Annotated in this window: 13 protein-coding genes; 3 read left to right on the top strand and 10 right to left on the bottom strand. The window is 36.7% G+C overall.

The window, feature by feature from the left end; all coding sequences use genetic code 11:
* Positions 1-339: 339 nt before the first annotated feature.
* The 6 genes from GX311_07825 to GX311_07800 all read right to left on the bottom strand — a co-directional run bounded on the left by GX311_07825 (position 340) and on the right by GX311_07800 (position 6,240).
* On the bottom strand, positions 340-1,596 hold the full coding sequence (locus tag GX311_07825; protein NLK16288.1) for an NADH:ubiquinone reductase (Na(+)-transporting) subunit F: 1,257 nt from the start codon (positions 1,594-1,596) through the stop codon (positions 340-342).
* Between the two features lie 11 nt (positions 1,597-1,607).
* Positions 1,608-2,225 (bottom strand): NADH:ubiquinone reductase (Na(+)-transporting) subunit E, encoded by a 618-nt coding sequence (gene nqrE / locus GX311_07820; GenBank protein ID NLK16287.1) that lies wholly within the window; start codon positions 2,223-2,225, stop codon positions 1,608-1,610.
* A gap of 23 nt (positions 2,226-2,248) precedes the next feature.
* Complete coding sequence (locus tag GX311_07815; protein NLK16286.1) at positions 2,249-2,905, bottom strand: NADH:ubiquinone reductase (Na(+)-transporting) subunit D; 657 nt, start codon at positions 2,903-2,905, stop codon at positions 2,249-2,251.
* The gene (nqrC, locus tag GX311_07810; GenBank protein NLK16285.1) at positions 2,895-3,629 is read right to left on the bottom strand and encodes an NADH:ubiquinone reductase (Na(+)-transporting) subunit C; all 735 of its coding nucleotides are present in this window, start codon (positions 3,627-3,629) and stop codon (positions 2,895-2,897) included. Before nqrC ends, GX311_07815 begins: the two co-directional genes overlap by 11 nt.
* An 81-nt stretch (positions 3,630-3,710) precedes the next feature.
* Positions 3,711-4,877: an NADH:ubiquinone reductase (Na(+)-transporting) subunit B gene (locus GX311_07805; protein NLK16284.1), complete on the bottom strand. Its 1,167-nt coding sequence runs from the start codon at positions 4,875-4,877 to the stop codon at positions 3,711-3,713.
* 10 nt (positions 4,878-4,887) lie between these two features.
* Positions 4,888-6,240 carry a Na(+)-translocating NADH-quinone reductase subunit A gene (locus GX311_07800; protein NLK16283.1) on the bottom strand — a complete coding sequence of 451 codons (1,353 nt, stop codon included), beginning with the start codon at positions 6,238-6,240 and terminating at the stop codon, positions 4,888-4,890.
* Between the two features lie 212 nt (positions 6,241-6,452).
* On the opposite strand from GX311_07800, the gene GX311_07795 reads away from it, so the two are divergent.
* Together GX311_07795 and GX311_07790 are read left to right on the top strand one after the other, a co-directional pair.
* Positions 6,453-7,766 carry a DUF5103 domain-containing protein gene (locus tag GX311_07795; GenBank protein ID NLK16282.1) on the top strand — a complete coding sequence of 438 codons (1,314 nt, stop codon included), beginning with the start codon at positions 6,453-6,455 and terminating at the stop codon, positions 7,764-7,766.
* 39 nt (positions 7,767-7,805) lie between these two features.
* Positions 7,806-8,723 (top strand): hypothetical protein, encoded by a 918-nt coding sequence (locus GX311_07790; protein ID NLK16281.1) that lies wholly within the window; start codon positions 7,806-7,808, stop codon positions 8,721-8,723.
* A 1-nt stretch (position 8,724) separates the two neighbouring features.
* On the opposite strand, the gene GX311_07785 is transcribed toward GX311_07790, so the two are convergent.
* The 3 genes from GX311_07785 to GX311_07775 form a co-directional block, all read right to left on the bottom strand.
* A complete protein-coding gene (locus tag GX311_07785) occupies positions 8,725-9,024 on the bottom strand; it encodes a septum formation initiator family protein (GenBank protein ID NLK16280.1) in 300 nt (99 codons plus the stop codon).
* 88 nt (positions 9,025-9,112) lie between these two features.
* Positions 9,113-9,703 (bottom strand): sulfur carrier protein ThiS adenylyltransferase ThiF, encoded by a 591-nt coding sequence (gene thiF / locus GX311_07780; GenBank protein ID NLK16279.1) that lies wholly within the window; start codon positions 9,701-9,703, stop codon positions 9,113-9,115.
* A 14-nt stretch (positions 9,704-9,717) separates the two neighbouring features.
* Complete coding sequence (locus GX311_07775; protein NLK16278.1) at positions 9,718-10,845, bottom strand: carboxypeptidase family protein; 1,128 nt, start codon at positions 10,843-10,845, stop codon at positions 9,718-9,720.
* Positions 10,846-11,209: 364 nt separating this feature from the next.
* Between GX311_07775 and fabD the strand changes: the two genes are divergently transcribed.
* A complete protein-coding gene (fabD, locus tag GX311_07770) occupies positions 11,210-12,091 on the top strand; it encodes an ACP S-malonyltransferase (protein NLK16277.1) in 882 nt (293 codons plus the stop codon).
* Positions 12,092-12,288: 197 nt separating this feature from the next.
* Here the strand turns inward: fabD and GX311_07765 are convergent, their stop codons facing one another.
* A complete protein-coding gene (locus tag GX311_07765; protein NLK16276.1) occupies positions 12,289-13,221 on the bottom strand; it encodes a hypothetical protein in 933 nt (310 codons plus the stop codon).
* Positions 13,222-13,304: the final 83 nt, after the last annotated feature.

Here is a 13,304-nt window from a genome sequence, read left to right as displayed (position 1 = left end):
TCAGCTATTTGAGCTAATTCAATGTGTTGGTCGAATAGGGCTTTTTTCGCAGGGGTAATATCTTTTAATTCTTGTCCGGAGGCTATAAACCCTTTGAGAATTAAAGATAAAAATAAAAATATGTATATCAAACGTTTATCCACAAAACAGATAATTATTGAGTAATAAGATGTACTCAGAATTTTCTATAAAATCAAAACAATTTTGTAATAAAGAATCAAATCTACAAATTTAAAACTTTTTAATGCAATTATAGGTACTTATTTTTAATTTTGTGCATAGTGTTTATGAATAATATAAAAAAGCTCGCAATAGAATTTGGTGCGAGCTTTTTTGTTTTTATCCGCCGAAATCGTCGAATGCAATATTTTCTTTTGGCACTCCCAATTCGTACAGCATTTTATTAACTGCGTCATTCATCATTGGAGGTCCGCATAGGTAATACTCAACTTCTTCAGGTTCTTCGTGTTTTGACAAGTAGTTATCGAAAAGAACTTGATGTATAAATCCTGTAGGTCCATTCCAGTTATCTTCGGGCAGCGGTTCGCTCAAAGCTAAGTGAAATTCAAAATTTGAAAACTCTTTCTCAATTGCTCTAAACTGGTCATCGTAGAAAACTTCTCTGAGTGAACGTGCTCCATACCAATATGAAACTTTTCTATCAGTTTTTTCGGTTTGGAACAGATGGAAGATATGTGAGCGCATGGGAGCCATACCCGCGCCACCACCAATAAATATCATTTCACGTTTCGTTGGTTTAATGAAAAATTCACCGTATGGACCGCTTATTGTAACCTTGTCGCCTGGTTTCCTTGAGAATATGTATGATGAACATACCCCCGGATTAACCTTTTCAAACTCTCGTTTAGCGCGATTGAATGGTGGCGTAGCTATCCTTATATTTAGCATTATAATATTTCCTTCAGCAGGATGGTTTGCCATTGAGTATGCACGATAAGTTGGTTCTGGATTTTTCATTTTTAGGTCGAACATTTTCATTCTTTCCCACTCTTCTCTGTACTTATCGCCAGGATCCATATCTTTAAAATCGATATTTATTTTTGGGACGTCAATTTGAATATATCCGCCTGATTTAAAATCAAGTCTTTCTCCTTCGGGCAACTTCACTACAAATTCGGTTATGTATGTAGCTACGTTTTTGTTGCTAATAACTTCACATTCCCATTTTTTTATTCCAAGTATCTCTTGAGGGATTGTCATTTCAATATTGTCGCGAACCTTAACCTGACAAGCTAACCGCCAATTATTTTGTTGTTCTTTACGGGTAAAAAAACCTACTTCTGTTGGTAGTATTGAGCCTGCGCCTGAATTAACCACACATTTACACATTGCGCAAGTTCCACCACCACCACAAGCAGATGGGAGGAATATTTTGTTGTTTCCTAATGTAGCAAGCAAACTGCCTCCACCTTCAACTTCAAGCTCTCGCTCGCCGTTGTTTATATTTATTATAAGTTTTCCAGGAGGTGTTAGTTTTGCCTTTGCATAAAGCAATATAGAAACTAATAAAAGAATAACTAACAGAAAAACTGCTATACTTGTAATAATTGTTGTACTTATAACTAATGAAATCATAACTACTTAGTTTATAGTTTAATACCCATAAATGCCATAAAGGCGATACCCATTAATCCTGTGACAATAAAAGTAATACCAAGACCGCGTAGTGGTTTTGGTACATTCGAATAGCGTATGCGCTCGCGTATTGCTGCAATTCCAACAATAGCCAGTAACCAGCCTACTCCCGAGCCAATTCCAAATACGGTTGCTTCGGCAATATTTTCATAAGCGCGTTCTTGCATAAATAACGAACCTCCAAGAATAGCGCAGTTAACAGCTATCAGTGGTAAAAATATTCCTAAAGAGTTGTATAGTGCAGGAGCATATTTCTCCACAAACATTTCGACTAATTGAACCATTGATGCTATTACAGCAATAAACATTATAAAGCTTAAAAAGCTAAGGTCAACTGTTGCAAATGACTCGCCTAACCAAGCTAAAGCACCTTCTTTAAGTATGTAATTTTCAAGCAGATAGTTTATTGGAAGTGTAATTCCCAGAACAAATATAACTGCAATTCCGAGTCCCATACTTGTTTTAACTGTCTTTGAAACAGCAATATACGAACACATGCCAAGAAAATAGGCAAATATCATATTTTCTATAAATACCGACTTTACGAATATGTTAAGTAAATTTTCCATAATCTTCGATTTTTCTTGTAGTGTTAATTATTTTCTTCAATAAGTGAATGGTCGCGGCTTCGTTGTACCCATATAATAATTGCAATTGTGATAAGTGCCATAGGGGGCAATATCATCATTCCGTTATTTGCGTAGAATCCACCGTTTTCTATATACCAACTTTCAGGTACAACAGTATATCCCCAAATAGTGCCAGAGCCAAATAGCTCACGGAAAAATCCAACCACTATTAGTATAATACCATATCCCAAACCGTTACCGATTCCATCGAGAAATGAGGGCCATGGCTTATTTGCAAGTGCAAAAGCTTCTAAGCGTCCCATTAATATACAGTTTGTGATAATAAGTCCCACAAATACTGAAAGTTGCTTTGATATCTCGTACACATATGCTTTCAGTATTTGATCGACAATAATTACTAATGCCGCGGCAACAACTAACTGTACTATAATACGAATTCTGTTTGGGATTGTATTTCTGATAAGTGAAATAATAACGTTTGCAAGTGCAACAACTACAGTTACTGATATTGCCATAACAACAGCTGGTTGAAGCTTAGCAGTAACAGCCAGTGCCGAACAGACTCCCAATACCTGTATTGTGATTGGATTATCTTTGCTAAGAGGCGAAGTAATTAATCGTCTGTTTTTTGCTGAAAATAGAGGTTCTTTATTGCTCATATTGGTCGTTTTTTTGCGATTTGAAAAATTCTAAATATCCCGATAAACACTCGGAAAGCATTTGTTCAACTCCGTTACTTGTGATTGTTCCTCCCGAAATTCCATCAACAGCGTGTGGATTTTCTGTGGTGTTTTGACCCTTTACAACTTTAACGGAAACAAACTTCTCTTCGTCGAAAAGTTTTTTGCCATCGAATTGCTTTTGAAAAGGAGGGGTGCTTATTTCTGCTCCTAAACCGGGTGTTTCCGATGCGTGGTCAAACATAACGCCAACTACAGTGTTAAAGTCGTCTTGTACAGCTACATATCCCCATATGGCTCCCCATAATCCGCTACCATAAACGGGCAGAATATAGTTTTTTATGTTTTGGTCATTCGTACATACAAATACAGGTAGTTGTCTGTTTTCTAATGGTTTGCCTATTTCTTTTTTGATATCAACAGTGAAAGCGTCACCATCTATTCTGTCTCCCTTGCTGTCAACCAAAAAAGCTTCGGTAATATATTTGTTATATAAACTTTCGATGTATCCAGCCTTGTCGCTTTGCTGGTCAGCATCTAAACCTATATGTACAGATGTGAGTATGTTTTGCTTTTTCTCAACCTCTATATTCTTATCCTGTCTTGGTTTTAAGGTTAGTGCAGTAAATGACAATGCCGCAGCAACCAAAATAACCATTATCGAAGAATATATTATTGTATATGCATTTCCTTGTGTATTCATTATTCCGATAATTTTAAGCTAAACAGTTCTTTTTGAATATCTTATAAATCTCTTAATTTATGTTCATATTGAACTCAACTATTATCCTTGCACAGCAGGATTAGTTTGTCGAGTCCGTTTCATGCGTTGTTTGATGTTTGCTTGAACAACATAATGGTCAATAAGTGGTGCAAAAACATTCATCAATAGTATTGATAACATCATTCCTTCTGGATAAGCTGGGTTTAAAACTCTGATAAGAACTGCTAAAAATCCTATCAGAAAACCATATATCCATTTACCTGTCTGGGTTTGCGATGCAGTAACAGGGTCGGTTGCCATAAACACAATTCCGAATGCGAATCCACCCATCAGTAAGTGATGCCAAAATGGTACCGACATAAATGGGTTTGTGGCAGTTGCTGTCAAATTGAGTATAATTCCCATTAAAAGTGCACCGATTGTTCCCGAAAGCATTATACGCCAACTTGCTATGCCTGTTGCCAATAGTAATAGTGCTCCAATGCCTATGGCTATTACTGATGTTTCTCCTATTGAGCCTGGCACAAAGCCTATGAGCATTTCTGCAATACTATGAGTTTGTGGTTCACCGCTTGCAGCTAATGCTAATGGTGTGGCTCCAGAGAAAGCATCGGCTTTTTCTGCAATCCAAACTGCGTCGCCCGAAATGTGCGATGGATAAGCAAAGAAAAGGAATGCTCGCGCTGTCAGTGCGGGGTTCATAAAGTTCATTCCAGTACCACCAAACACTTCTTTACTAAAGATAACCGCAAATGCTGTACTAACTGCCACCATCCAAAGTGGAATATTGGGAGGCATAATTAGTGGAATTAACATTCCTGTAACCAAAAAGCCCTCGTTTACTTGATGTCCACGCAGTTGAGCAAATAAAAATTCAATACCAAGACCAGTTACATAGCTTACAATTATTATGGGAAGTACTTTAAGGAACCCAAACCAAAACAGTGAAAAGAACGATGTCGTTGCTAATGCTCCTGTTGATAAATAGTGTTGATATCCAACATTATACATCCCAAATAAGAGTGCCGGCATAAGCGCTAATATCACAACTGTCATGGTTCGTTTCATATCTATTACGTCGTGGATATGTGAACCAGATTTGCTTGTTGTTTTAGGTACAAATGCGAATGTTTCAAATGCATCGTAGGTTGAATGGAGCCAGTGAAACTTGGCACCTTTTTGAACCTTCGGTTTTATATTGTCTAATAATTTTCTTGCAGCCTTCATGTGTTCTGTTTTATAACTCACTAATTAAAAACTCAATTCCTTCTCGTAGAGTCTTTTGTACCTCAATTTTGGAGGTACAGGCAAACTCGCAAAGCGCTAAATCTTCTTCAATAACCTCGTATATTCCCAACTGCTCCATTTTGTCAATATCTTTTGTGATAACGGCTTTAAGCAGATATACGGGTAAAATGTTCATTGGCAGATACTTCTCATATTCGCCGGTAACGACAAAAGCTCGTTCATCTCCGTTTATATTTGCATCTATAACGTATTTACGTTTTGGGAACAACCAACTGAAATAAGCTTTTGAAGCCGAATATTTACTAAACCGAGGCATAGCCCAGCCCATAAACTCGTATTCGTCACCTTCGGGTATAACGGTAATTTGATCATGATAAAAACCGAGAAAACTTGTTGCTTCCTCTTTGCTGCCTGTTAGTGGATTACCACTAATATATCGCAAGTTTTTATCCATACTTACGTTGTTTTTTAGTAAAGGCTCAAAATTAGCACCAACAGTAGTTTTTACATAACTTCGGTTGATAACTTCACTACCTGTTATTGCTATAATGCGCTGGAAATCAAGTTTTCCTGTGCTGAAATATCGTCCTATATTTTGAACATCTTGTGGTCTGACAGTCCAAACAATATCGTCATTCTTAATAATGGGAGCGATATGATGAATTTGTATCCCAACATTACCTGCTGGATGTGGTCCCGTAAAGTAATGTTTTTCGATACTTTTGATATTTTCAAACATTTCGTTTGATTTATCCGCATTTAAACCTAAATGAACTTTGCCCGAAGTTAATTGTTGCAGTATTTCTACACCTGCTGCAAAACTTTGCTTGTCTTGCTCAATTATAAACGAGATATCGGGGGCAAGTGGAGATGAATCAAAAGTTGATATAAAAATATCGCGTGGACTGTTTTCTGGATTCGCTACAAGTCCGAATGGACGTTGTGTTATAAAAGCCCAAAGTCCTGTTTTTAAAAGGTGTTCAGTTATTAACTTTCTGTCAAGCGACGAACGATTTATGTTTTCAAAATCGACAGTGCTATTAGTTTTGTCAGATTTTATAACTACTTCCAATAACGAGCGGCGTTCTCCACGATTTATAGCAGTAACCTTTCCAGAAACTGGTGCTGTTATAACAATGTCGGGATTGGCTTTATCGTGTAATATTGGTGTTCCGATTTTTACCTCGTCATCAATTTTTACTACGAGCTTTAGACTTAATCCTTTAAATTCCAAAGGTTTAATAGCAAAAGTCTCAGAATTTGGTACATCTGTAATTTTCCGGTCGGCTTCTCCAACTATAGGAATATCGAGCCCTTTGCGGATTTTTATTACTTTTGACATTAGTTTTTTTTGTTATTTGTTTGTGCTTGGTTTTTATCTCAATAATCGTGCAAATGTAGGTAAAATAAGATATATAATTTCTATATTTCTGATTTATATTTTAGTGTCATTAAGACAAAAATATATGTTGCTCAAAAATGTGTCAAACATAATATCTTTCTTAGTATATTCGTTTTTTGATTGGTTTTTATTGTAATTATGAGATATGTATAATGAAAAAGAAGTTATACTCAATTGAAAAGCAATTATTTTTTGTTGTTTTTTTTATTGCATACGGTCAGGCGTTTTCTCAACCACTATTTCCATCGCAAGAGGTTGTTGATAAAATATGGGAAGCGACATCATTGAATAATAATCGAGTACACGTCCCTTATGTTCAATCAGTTCAAACTTACTTATCGGGAAGTACAATGACATATCCAAATCTCGCGATTAATGGCAGTTCGTCGTTAGAGTTGCATTTCGATGATATAGACTCTACGCAACACAATTATTATTATACAATTGAGCATTACGATGCAAACTGGCAAGTTCAAAACAACGATGTAAACAGTTATTTAGATGGTTTTGCTAATAACAGTTTGAACGACTACGAGTTGTCGATAGCAACTACAATTCCGTATCGTCACTACGTTTTGAGGATTCCAAACAACGACATCAAAATAAAACGAACGGGTAACTTTTTGCTTAAAGTTTTTGATGCTTCCACAGATGATGTTGTGATATCGCGGCGTTTCACGGTTTATGACAATAAAATTTCTATTGACGCAAATATTCGAATGATACATGGCGGTAGTATGAATTACAACAACCAAAAACTTGAGTTGTCAATTGATATTTCAAGGGTTCAGGTTAGCGATGTCTTTTCTGATTTGAAAGTGGTTGTTGTGCCCAACTATATTTGGCATGGGGCGGTTACGGATATTTCCCCGTTGTTTGTCAGGGGGAATATTATAACTTACGAAAAAGAGTTAAGTCCAAATAACGAGTTTAGAACTTTGAATTTAAAAGAGTTAAGTACTAATTACTCTGATGTTGAAAAGTTAGTTACGATACGTGGAGTTGATCATGTACAGTTGCCAACCGATATGTTTAGGACCAATACACCGCCACGTAGTTCAGACGATATGAACGGTAAAAACCATATCGAAAAGTTTGGGTCGTGGAATAGTAATACTGAAGCTGACTATTTTTATGCCTATTTTACGCTAAAATCGGAGTTACCGATGATAGAGGGTAATGTATATGTTTATGGTGCATTGACGGGATATTCGTTAAATCCTTGGAATTTAATGGTTTACGATGTTGATAAGGCGCTTTACGAAAATAAAATGTTGCTAAAACAGGGATTTCATGACTATTGTTATGCTTTTGTTTATAATTACGACAATCGCATTGATTTCAGCAAGATTGAGGGGAATTTTGCCCAAACAAGTAACGACTATTTGATTTTTGTTTACAATTGCGATCGCTCCACAGGACTTGACGATTTGTTAGGTTTCACGGTGGTTACCTCTTTTCCGTAGAGTTTATATTGGAGTGGGTTGGAAGCTAATTATGTTTTTATGAGAAAGGGAAATGGAGATAAAAAAATTGAATTTTACAAACGGTCGCAAATAGACGTTGTTAAATGGGACTCTTTGGTTCGTCAAAGTTTCATGCGGTTGATTTATTTTGAATCGTGGTATCTTGATTCAATGACCAACTCTAATTGGAATGCCCTGATTTATGGTGATTATGAGTTTGTAATGCCTTTGCCTTTTAGGGAAAAGTATTTTATACAATATATTTATCAACCATTTATTACTCAGCGACTTGGGGTAATAGGGAAAGATGGCTGTTCGCCTGAAATAGTGTTTGAATTTTTAAGCTCTATTCCGAGTAAATACTTGATTGTTCACTTAAATGGCACTTTTAAAACTGAGATAAACAGTAATTATGATGTCGTTCAGCGGGATAATCAAATTTTGAGATTGATTAAAGGTTACGACCATATAGCTGCCGACTACAATAGAAATACACGGCGCAATATTCAAGCTGCAAACGAATTTGAATTGACAATAGATTATAATTTAGACGTTGAGCAATTTCTTGAGTTTCAGTGCCAATGGGAGCCTCAAGAGTTTACAAAACCAAATGCCAATAGTATTAAGAATTTGATATACAATGCAAAAATTTATTCCCAACCTTTGCTTGTTGGAGTTTACGATAATAGTGAGTTAATTTCAGCAGGCTTGTTTATTGTTGATGCTCAACGTGTTTATTTCCTTTTATGTTCATCAAGTAACGTTGGAAAAGATAAGCGTGCAATGTTTTTGTTGATCGACCGAGTAATTGAAAGATATGCAGGAGAGGATAAAATATTTGATTTTACAGGTTCGAGCATAAAGTCAATAGCGCAACGTAACTTGGGATTTGGTGCGGAAACAGAGCATTATAGTTTTGTGAGTCGTAAAAGTCTTATACAGCGCTTGACAAAATGATTTAATCTTTAACGATTATAAAAATATCTTCGTTGTCTTTTTTCATAAAGTATTGCTCACGCCCAAATTTTTCAAGTACTTCCGGATTAGTTTTTAACTCTTTAAGGTTTTTAGAGTCGGTTTCTATTCTATGCTTAAAGTACTCAATATCACTTTTTAATTTTCGCCGTTGCTTGATACTGTCAACCCTGTCAATCAGATTGTTAGTATCAAAAAAAATCATCCAAACTAGAAATACTATAAATGTTAACCCATATTTGTTATGTAACCTCTTAAAGTAAAAGTTTTTCAGACCCTTCATGATTATTAATTTACACGTATTGTTATAGTGTTCTTATTTGAAAAATACGATCAAATATAAGTTTATCTTATTGCAAATAGTTGATAAACTATAGTTTTTTATTAAGTAAAATTTCAAGTACTGCATTTGCTTGCATATTCGAAACAATTCCAATCCTTGGTGCTAAAGGCGGTAGAGTTTCTTTTGCTCCAGTCATGAAATCACCACAAATAATCAATTTCTCATATGAAGCTTGTGAAATTCTATCGCTATTACCCCAACCTGCGAACCCTGAACTCATTATTAAAAACTTTTCAGGAAAATTTAATAATACCGTTTCGACAAGCATCTGTTTGTTTTCAACTAAACTAAATGCTTCGACAATAACATCGCAATTACGGAATATGGTTACAATCGAATTCTCGTCTAACTTAATGTCGTGTGTTTCGGTTTTAATTAGTGGATTTACTTTTTTAATATTTTCGGCTAATGCAAGCACTTTTTTATGTCCAATTTGATCCTTAAAATAGTATTGAACTTCAAGGTTTGATTCTACTACAACATCGAAATCGGTTAAAACTAAGTGGCCAATACCTGCACGAGCTAAAGCCATAGCACAGTTTGAGCCTAATCCTCCACTACCTGCGATACCCACCTTTTTATCGCGTAACCTGCGTTTTATAGTTTCTGTGCTAAGCATTTGTTATTAATGAATTAAACCAATATATCAACCATTTGCAATATTACATTAAGGACTGATGCTCCAAGGCATTTGCTTCTTTCGGGGCTCCAGCCGTATGTCGAATCGGGTAGGTTGTTGTTATCTTTAAATGGCATTTCAATTGTCAATGATAGGCAGTCGAAATTCTCGCCAACCCATTTGCTACAAATGTCCATTTTTGCCTTCCCTGGTTTATCTATTTCGTAACCTCTATCGGTTTGAAAATCAGGACTTGTTTTTTTCCAAATATCGGTAAACTCTTTTTCCAACATGCCTAAACGTTTGCTAAACGAGGGGATTCCAGCGTTTGATGTTGCAAAACAGTAGGGAAGAGCCTCATCACCGTGGATATCTAAACACATATCAACACCTGTATCTATCATACGTTGACGAACGTAATATACTTCGGGTGTTTCTATGGGGTCGGGATTTTGCCAGGCGCGGTTTAAGTTATGTCCGGCTGCGTTGGTTCGCAAATTACCATGTATTGAGCCATCGGGGTTGATATTTGGAATCAGATAAAAAATAGCTTGGTCCAAAAGTGTGCGTGAAACAGGATCGTTTGTATTACAAAGTCTTTCAATTAGCCCCTCCATAAACCATTCAGCCATGGGTTCGCCAGGGTGTTGGCGACCAATAATCCAAATTTTTGGTTTGCTATCGGCAATTTCGCCCGCCACAAGTAAATCGATATTGCGACCCTCTACGGTTTGCCCCAGGTTTTCAAGAACCATCTGCTTGCTTGTTTGGGCTTTATGGATCATCTCAAGATGTCGTTGGTGCGAATATGGTGCAAAATATGCATAATAAACCGAGTTGTATTCGGGCATATGTGTTATATGTAGTTCCTTCCCATCAAAAGATGTAGGAACTCTGAACCATGTTTTTAGGTCGTATGAAGCAACTGCACGGTAGCCCGTCCATCCTTCTGGATAGCTAACTTCTGAGGCGTTAACAATTGATATTTTACATGGGAAGCCTTGTGCACCCTCTAAACGAAAATAGAACCATTGCATAAATGTACTTTTAGTGTCTCGCCTGATAGCAAGCTCTATGTTTTCAGGGGTTTCGGCTTTTATTACCTCAATGTTTCCTCCATCAAAATTTGCAGTAACCTTCATATCTTATGTTTTAGTGTTAGAGAGTATTGACCATGTTATTAGTGGCGATTTTGCGCTAAAGTATATATTTTTTTGGTAAAATGATGCTTTGCTGTTAAAAAAGATTTATTTAAAGCACTTTTTAGTGATAGAAATAGGTTATTAGTGGTTAATTCAAGTTGATTCTTTAAATCTAAGTTTATAATATTTTGCCTATCTGTTTTATAACTTATTTGTAATTGCGCTAAAAAGCTAATAAAATTGTATTTTTGTCTTGAAATAAACAGAAATTTAATCAACTTTTGAAGTGTATATACCGGTATTGTTTTACACAAAGGCGTGATATTAAGGTATTTATACTTCATGTAATTAAAATTATAAACATATGAAAGCATACGGATTTCCCGGTCAGGGAGCACAATTTGTAGGTATGGGCAAAGATCTTTACGATAATTTGCCAATTGCCAAAGATTTGTTTGAACAAGCCAATGAGATATTGGGATTCAGAATTACTGATTTGATGTTTGCAGGTACCGAAGAGGATTTGCGTCAAACAAAGGTAACACAACCAGCTATTTTTCTACATTCTGTAATATTAGCGAAAGCATTAGGCAATAAATTTAATCCGGATATGGTTGCTGGTCACTCTTTAGGCGAGTTTTCTGCACTTACGACAGTTAATGCACTTTCGTTTGCTGACGGATTAAAGTTAGTTTACAAAAGAGCTTTGGCAATGCAAAAGGCTTGTGAAAAAGAGCCTTCAACCATGGCGGCTATCTTAGGACTTGACGACAGCATCGTAGAAGAGGTTTGTCAAAAAATTGACGAGATTGTTGTTCCTGCCAACTACAACTGTCCCGGGCAGTTAGTTATTTCAGGTTCTATAAAAGGAATTGAAATTGCATGCGAAAAACTAAAAGAAGCAGGAGCTAAGCGAGCACTTCCTTTGAAAGTTGGAGGAGCGTTCCACAGCCCATTGATGGAGCCGGCACGAGTTGAACTAGCCGAGGCTATCAACAATACGGTATTCAATAAGCCTATTGCACCTGTATATCAAAACGTTGATGCAAAACCGCACATTGAGCCAGAAACAATCAAAAAGAATTTAATTGCTCAACTAACTTCGCCTGTACGTTGGACGCAGATTTCTAAAAATATGCTTGCTGATGGTATGACAGAGTTTACCGAAGTAGGACCAGGCACAGTATTACAAGGTTTGATAGGGAAGGTAAGTAAAGAGGTGGTTGTAATGAGTGCGGCACTATAGGTGTAGAGCATTTTAATCTCTTTACCAATATATAAAAAACGATTAGCGAGGAAAAAATCGCTAATCGTTTTTTTGTTATCACAACGCTAAGCGCGTGATAGGTGAAATCTATTTTTTAATAAGCTTATGAATGGATATTGTGCCTTGATTGTTTAAATTTTATCTTGTTACTTTTCTCTTTCTCCTTTTAATAGATTTTAATCCTTTATACAACGAACAGACATTCCCCAGCTTCTATCGACATTGCTCCTATAGACTGAGCTTTCGAAGCAGCGCATGTCACGGTACCATGCAGAATTCGTAGTAGGATCTTCTGTAGCACTCCACCAATTACCGAATCTTCCAATAGCACCGAATCCGTTTACATAGTACCCACCTGGCAGGGCTGTAAAGCCAGATTCATTGGTTGCACCTTCGTTTGGACTTTCCCAGTGAGTAGTCCCTGCCTCTTTAAGCTTATCGCCGGCGATCCAATCTCCACCTAGATAATCGATTAATTGCGTCCACTCTGCATCACTTGGCAAGTGCCAACCTGCGGGACAAATACCTTGAATTCCGCTTGGATTAGTTTCGCTACCTGTCGTTCCGTCGACTGCTGCTATCCAATTATACAATACACCGTAGGTGTTATAATTGGCTGTTACTTTGGCTGCTGTTACATCTGTGCCTTCATAGTCATAAACATAATAATATGGCTCTGTTTCTGACCATGTCTCAGGACCAACTACATTTGGTAAATATTTTAAGTTCTCTGCCATCCAAATCTGTTCACCAATGGTTACGAATTTATAAACGTTACCATCGCGGGGATCCGTAAAACTGTTCTCATCTTGTTCTTGTGTAGTAAAAGTTAAGGTATTGCCATAACCTGTACCCTTGCTATTTGTTGCGTATGCTCGTACGTAGTATGTTGTATTGGGCGACAAATCAGTTAATATACTAGAAAACATACCTACTCCTGTTCCATCTGTGGTAATGTTGTCTGATATTGTTGGAGTTTGATTTGTGCTCCAACACACTCCACGAGCTGTTACATCTGATCCACCATCTGAAGTAATGCTACCACCGCTATTTGCAGAGGTTTGAGTAATGTTGGTAATTTCCGTTGTTGATAATGTGGGTATGCTCATGTTATTGCCGTTTATTCCGTCTCCTTCAACTTTTTCACAACCATTTGCAAAGAGTAGAAATAGTCCCACTAACAGTGTAAAAA

The sequence above is a fragment of the Bacteroidales bacterium genome (genome assembly GCA_012519055.1).
GTDB lineage: Bacteria > Bacteroidota > Bacteroidia > Bacteroidales > Salinivirgaceae > JAAYQU01.
This window is presented reverse-complemented; position numbering and strand designations above follow the sequence as displayed.

Excerpts from the sequence above, each read along its gene's own strand:
- GX311_07800 (NLK16283.1), bottom strand. The coding sequence starts at position 6,240 with ATGTCAAAAGTAATAAAAATCCGCAAAGGGCTCGATATTCCTATAGTT.
- GX311_07775 (NLK16278.1), bottom strand. The coding sequence starts at position 10,845 with ATGAAGGTTACTGCAAATTTTGATGGAGGAAACATTGAGGTAATAAAA.
- GX311_07805 (NLK16284.1), bottom strand. The coding sequence starts at position 4,877 with ATGAAGGCTGCAAGAAAATTATTAGACAATATAAAACCGAAGGTTCAA.
- GX311_07795 (NLK16282.1), top strand. The coding sequence starts at position 6,453 with ATGAAAAAGAAGTTATACTCAATTGAAAAGCAATTATTTTTTGTTGTT.
- GX311_07815 (NLK16286.1), bottom strand. The coding sequence starts at position 2,905 with ATGAGCAATAAAGAACCTCTATTTTCAGCAAAAAACAGACGATTAATT.
- GX311_07825 (NLK16288.1), bottom strand. The coding sequence starts at position 1,596 with ATGATTTCATTAGTTATAAGTACAACAATTATTACAAGTATAGCAGTT.
- fabD (NLK16277.1), top strand. The coding sequence starts at position 11,210 with ATGAAAGCATACGGATTTCCCGGTCAGGGAGCACAATTTGTAGGTATG.
- GX311_07765 (NLK16276.1), bottom strand. The coding sequence starts at position 13,221 with ATGAGCATACCCACATTATCAACAACGGAAATTACCAACATTACTCAA.
- nqrC (NLK16285.1), bottom strand. The coding sequence starts at position 3,629 with ATGAATACACAAGGAAATGCATATACAATAATATATTCTTCGATAATG.
- nqrE (NLK16287.1), bottom strand. The coding sequence starts at position 2,225 with ATGGAAAATTTACTTAACATATTCGTAAAGTCGGTATTTATAGAAAAT.
- GX311_07785 (NLK16280.1), bottom strand. The coding sequence starts at position 9,024 with ATGAAGGGTCTGAAAAACTTTTACTTTAAGAGGTTACATAACAAATAT.
- thiF (NLK16279.1), bottom strand. The coding sequence starts at position 9,703 with ATGCTTAGCACAGAAACTATAAAACGCAGGTTACGCGATAAAAAGGTG.
- GX311_07790 (NLK16281.1), top strand. The coding sequence starts at position 7,806 with ATGAGAAAGGGAAATGGAGATAAAAAAATTGAATTTTACAAACGGTCG.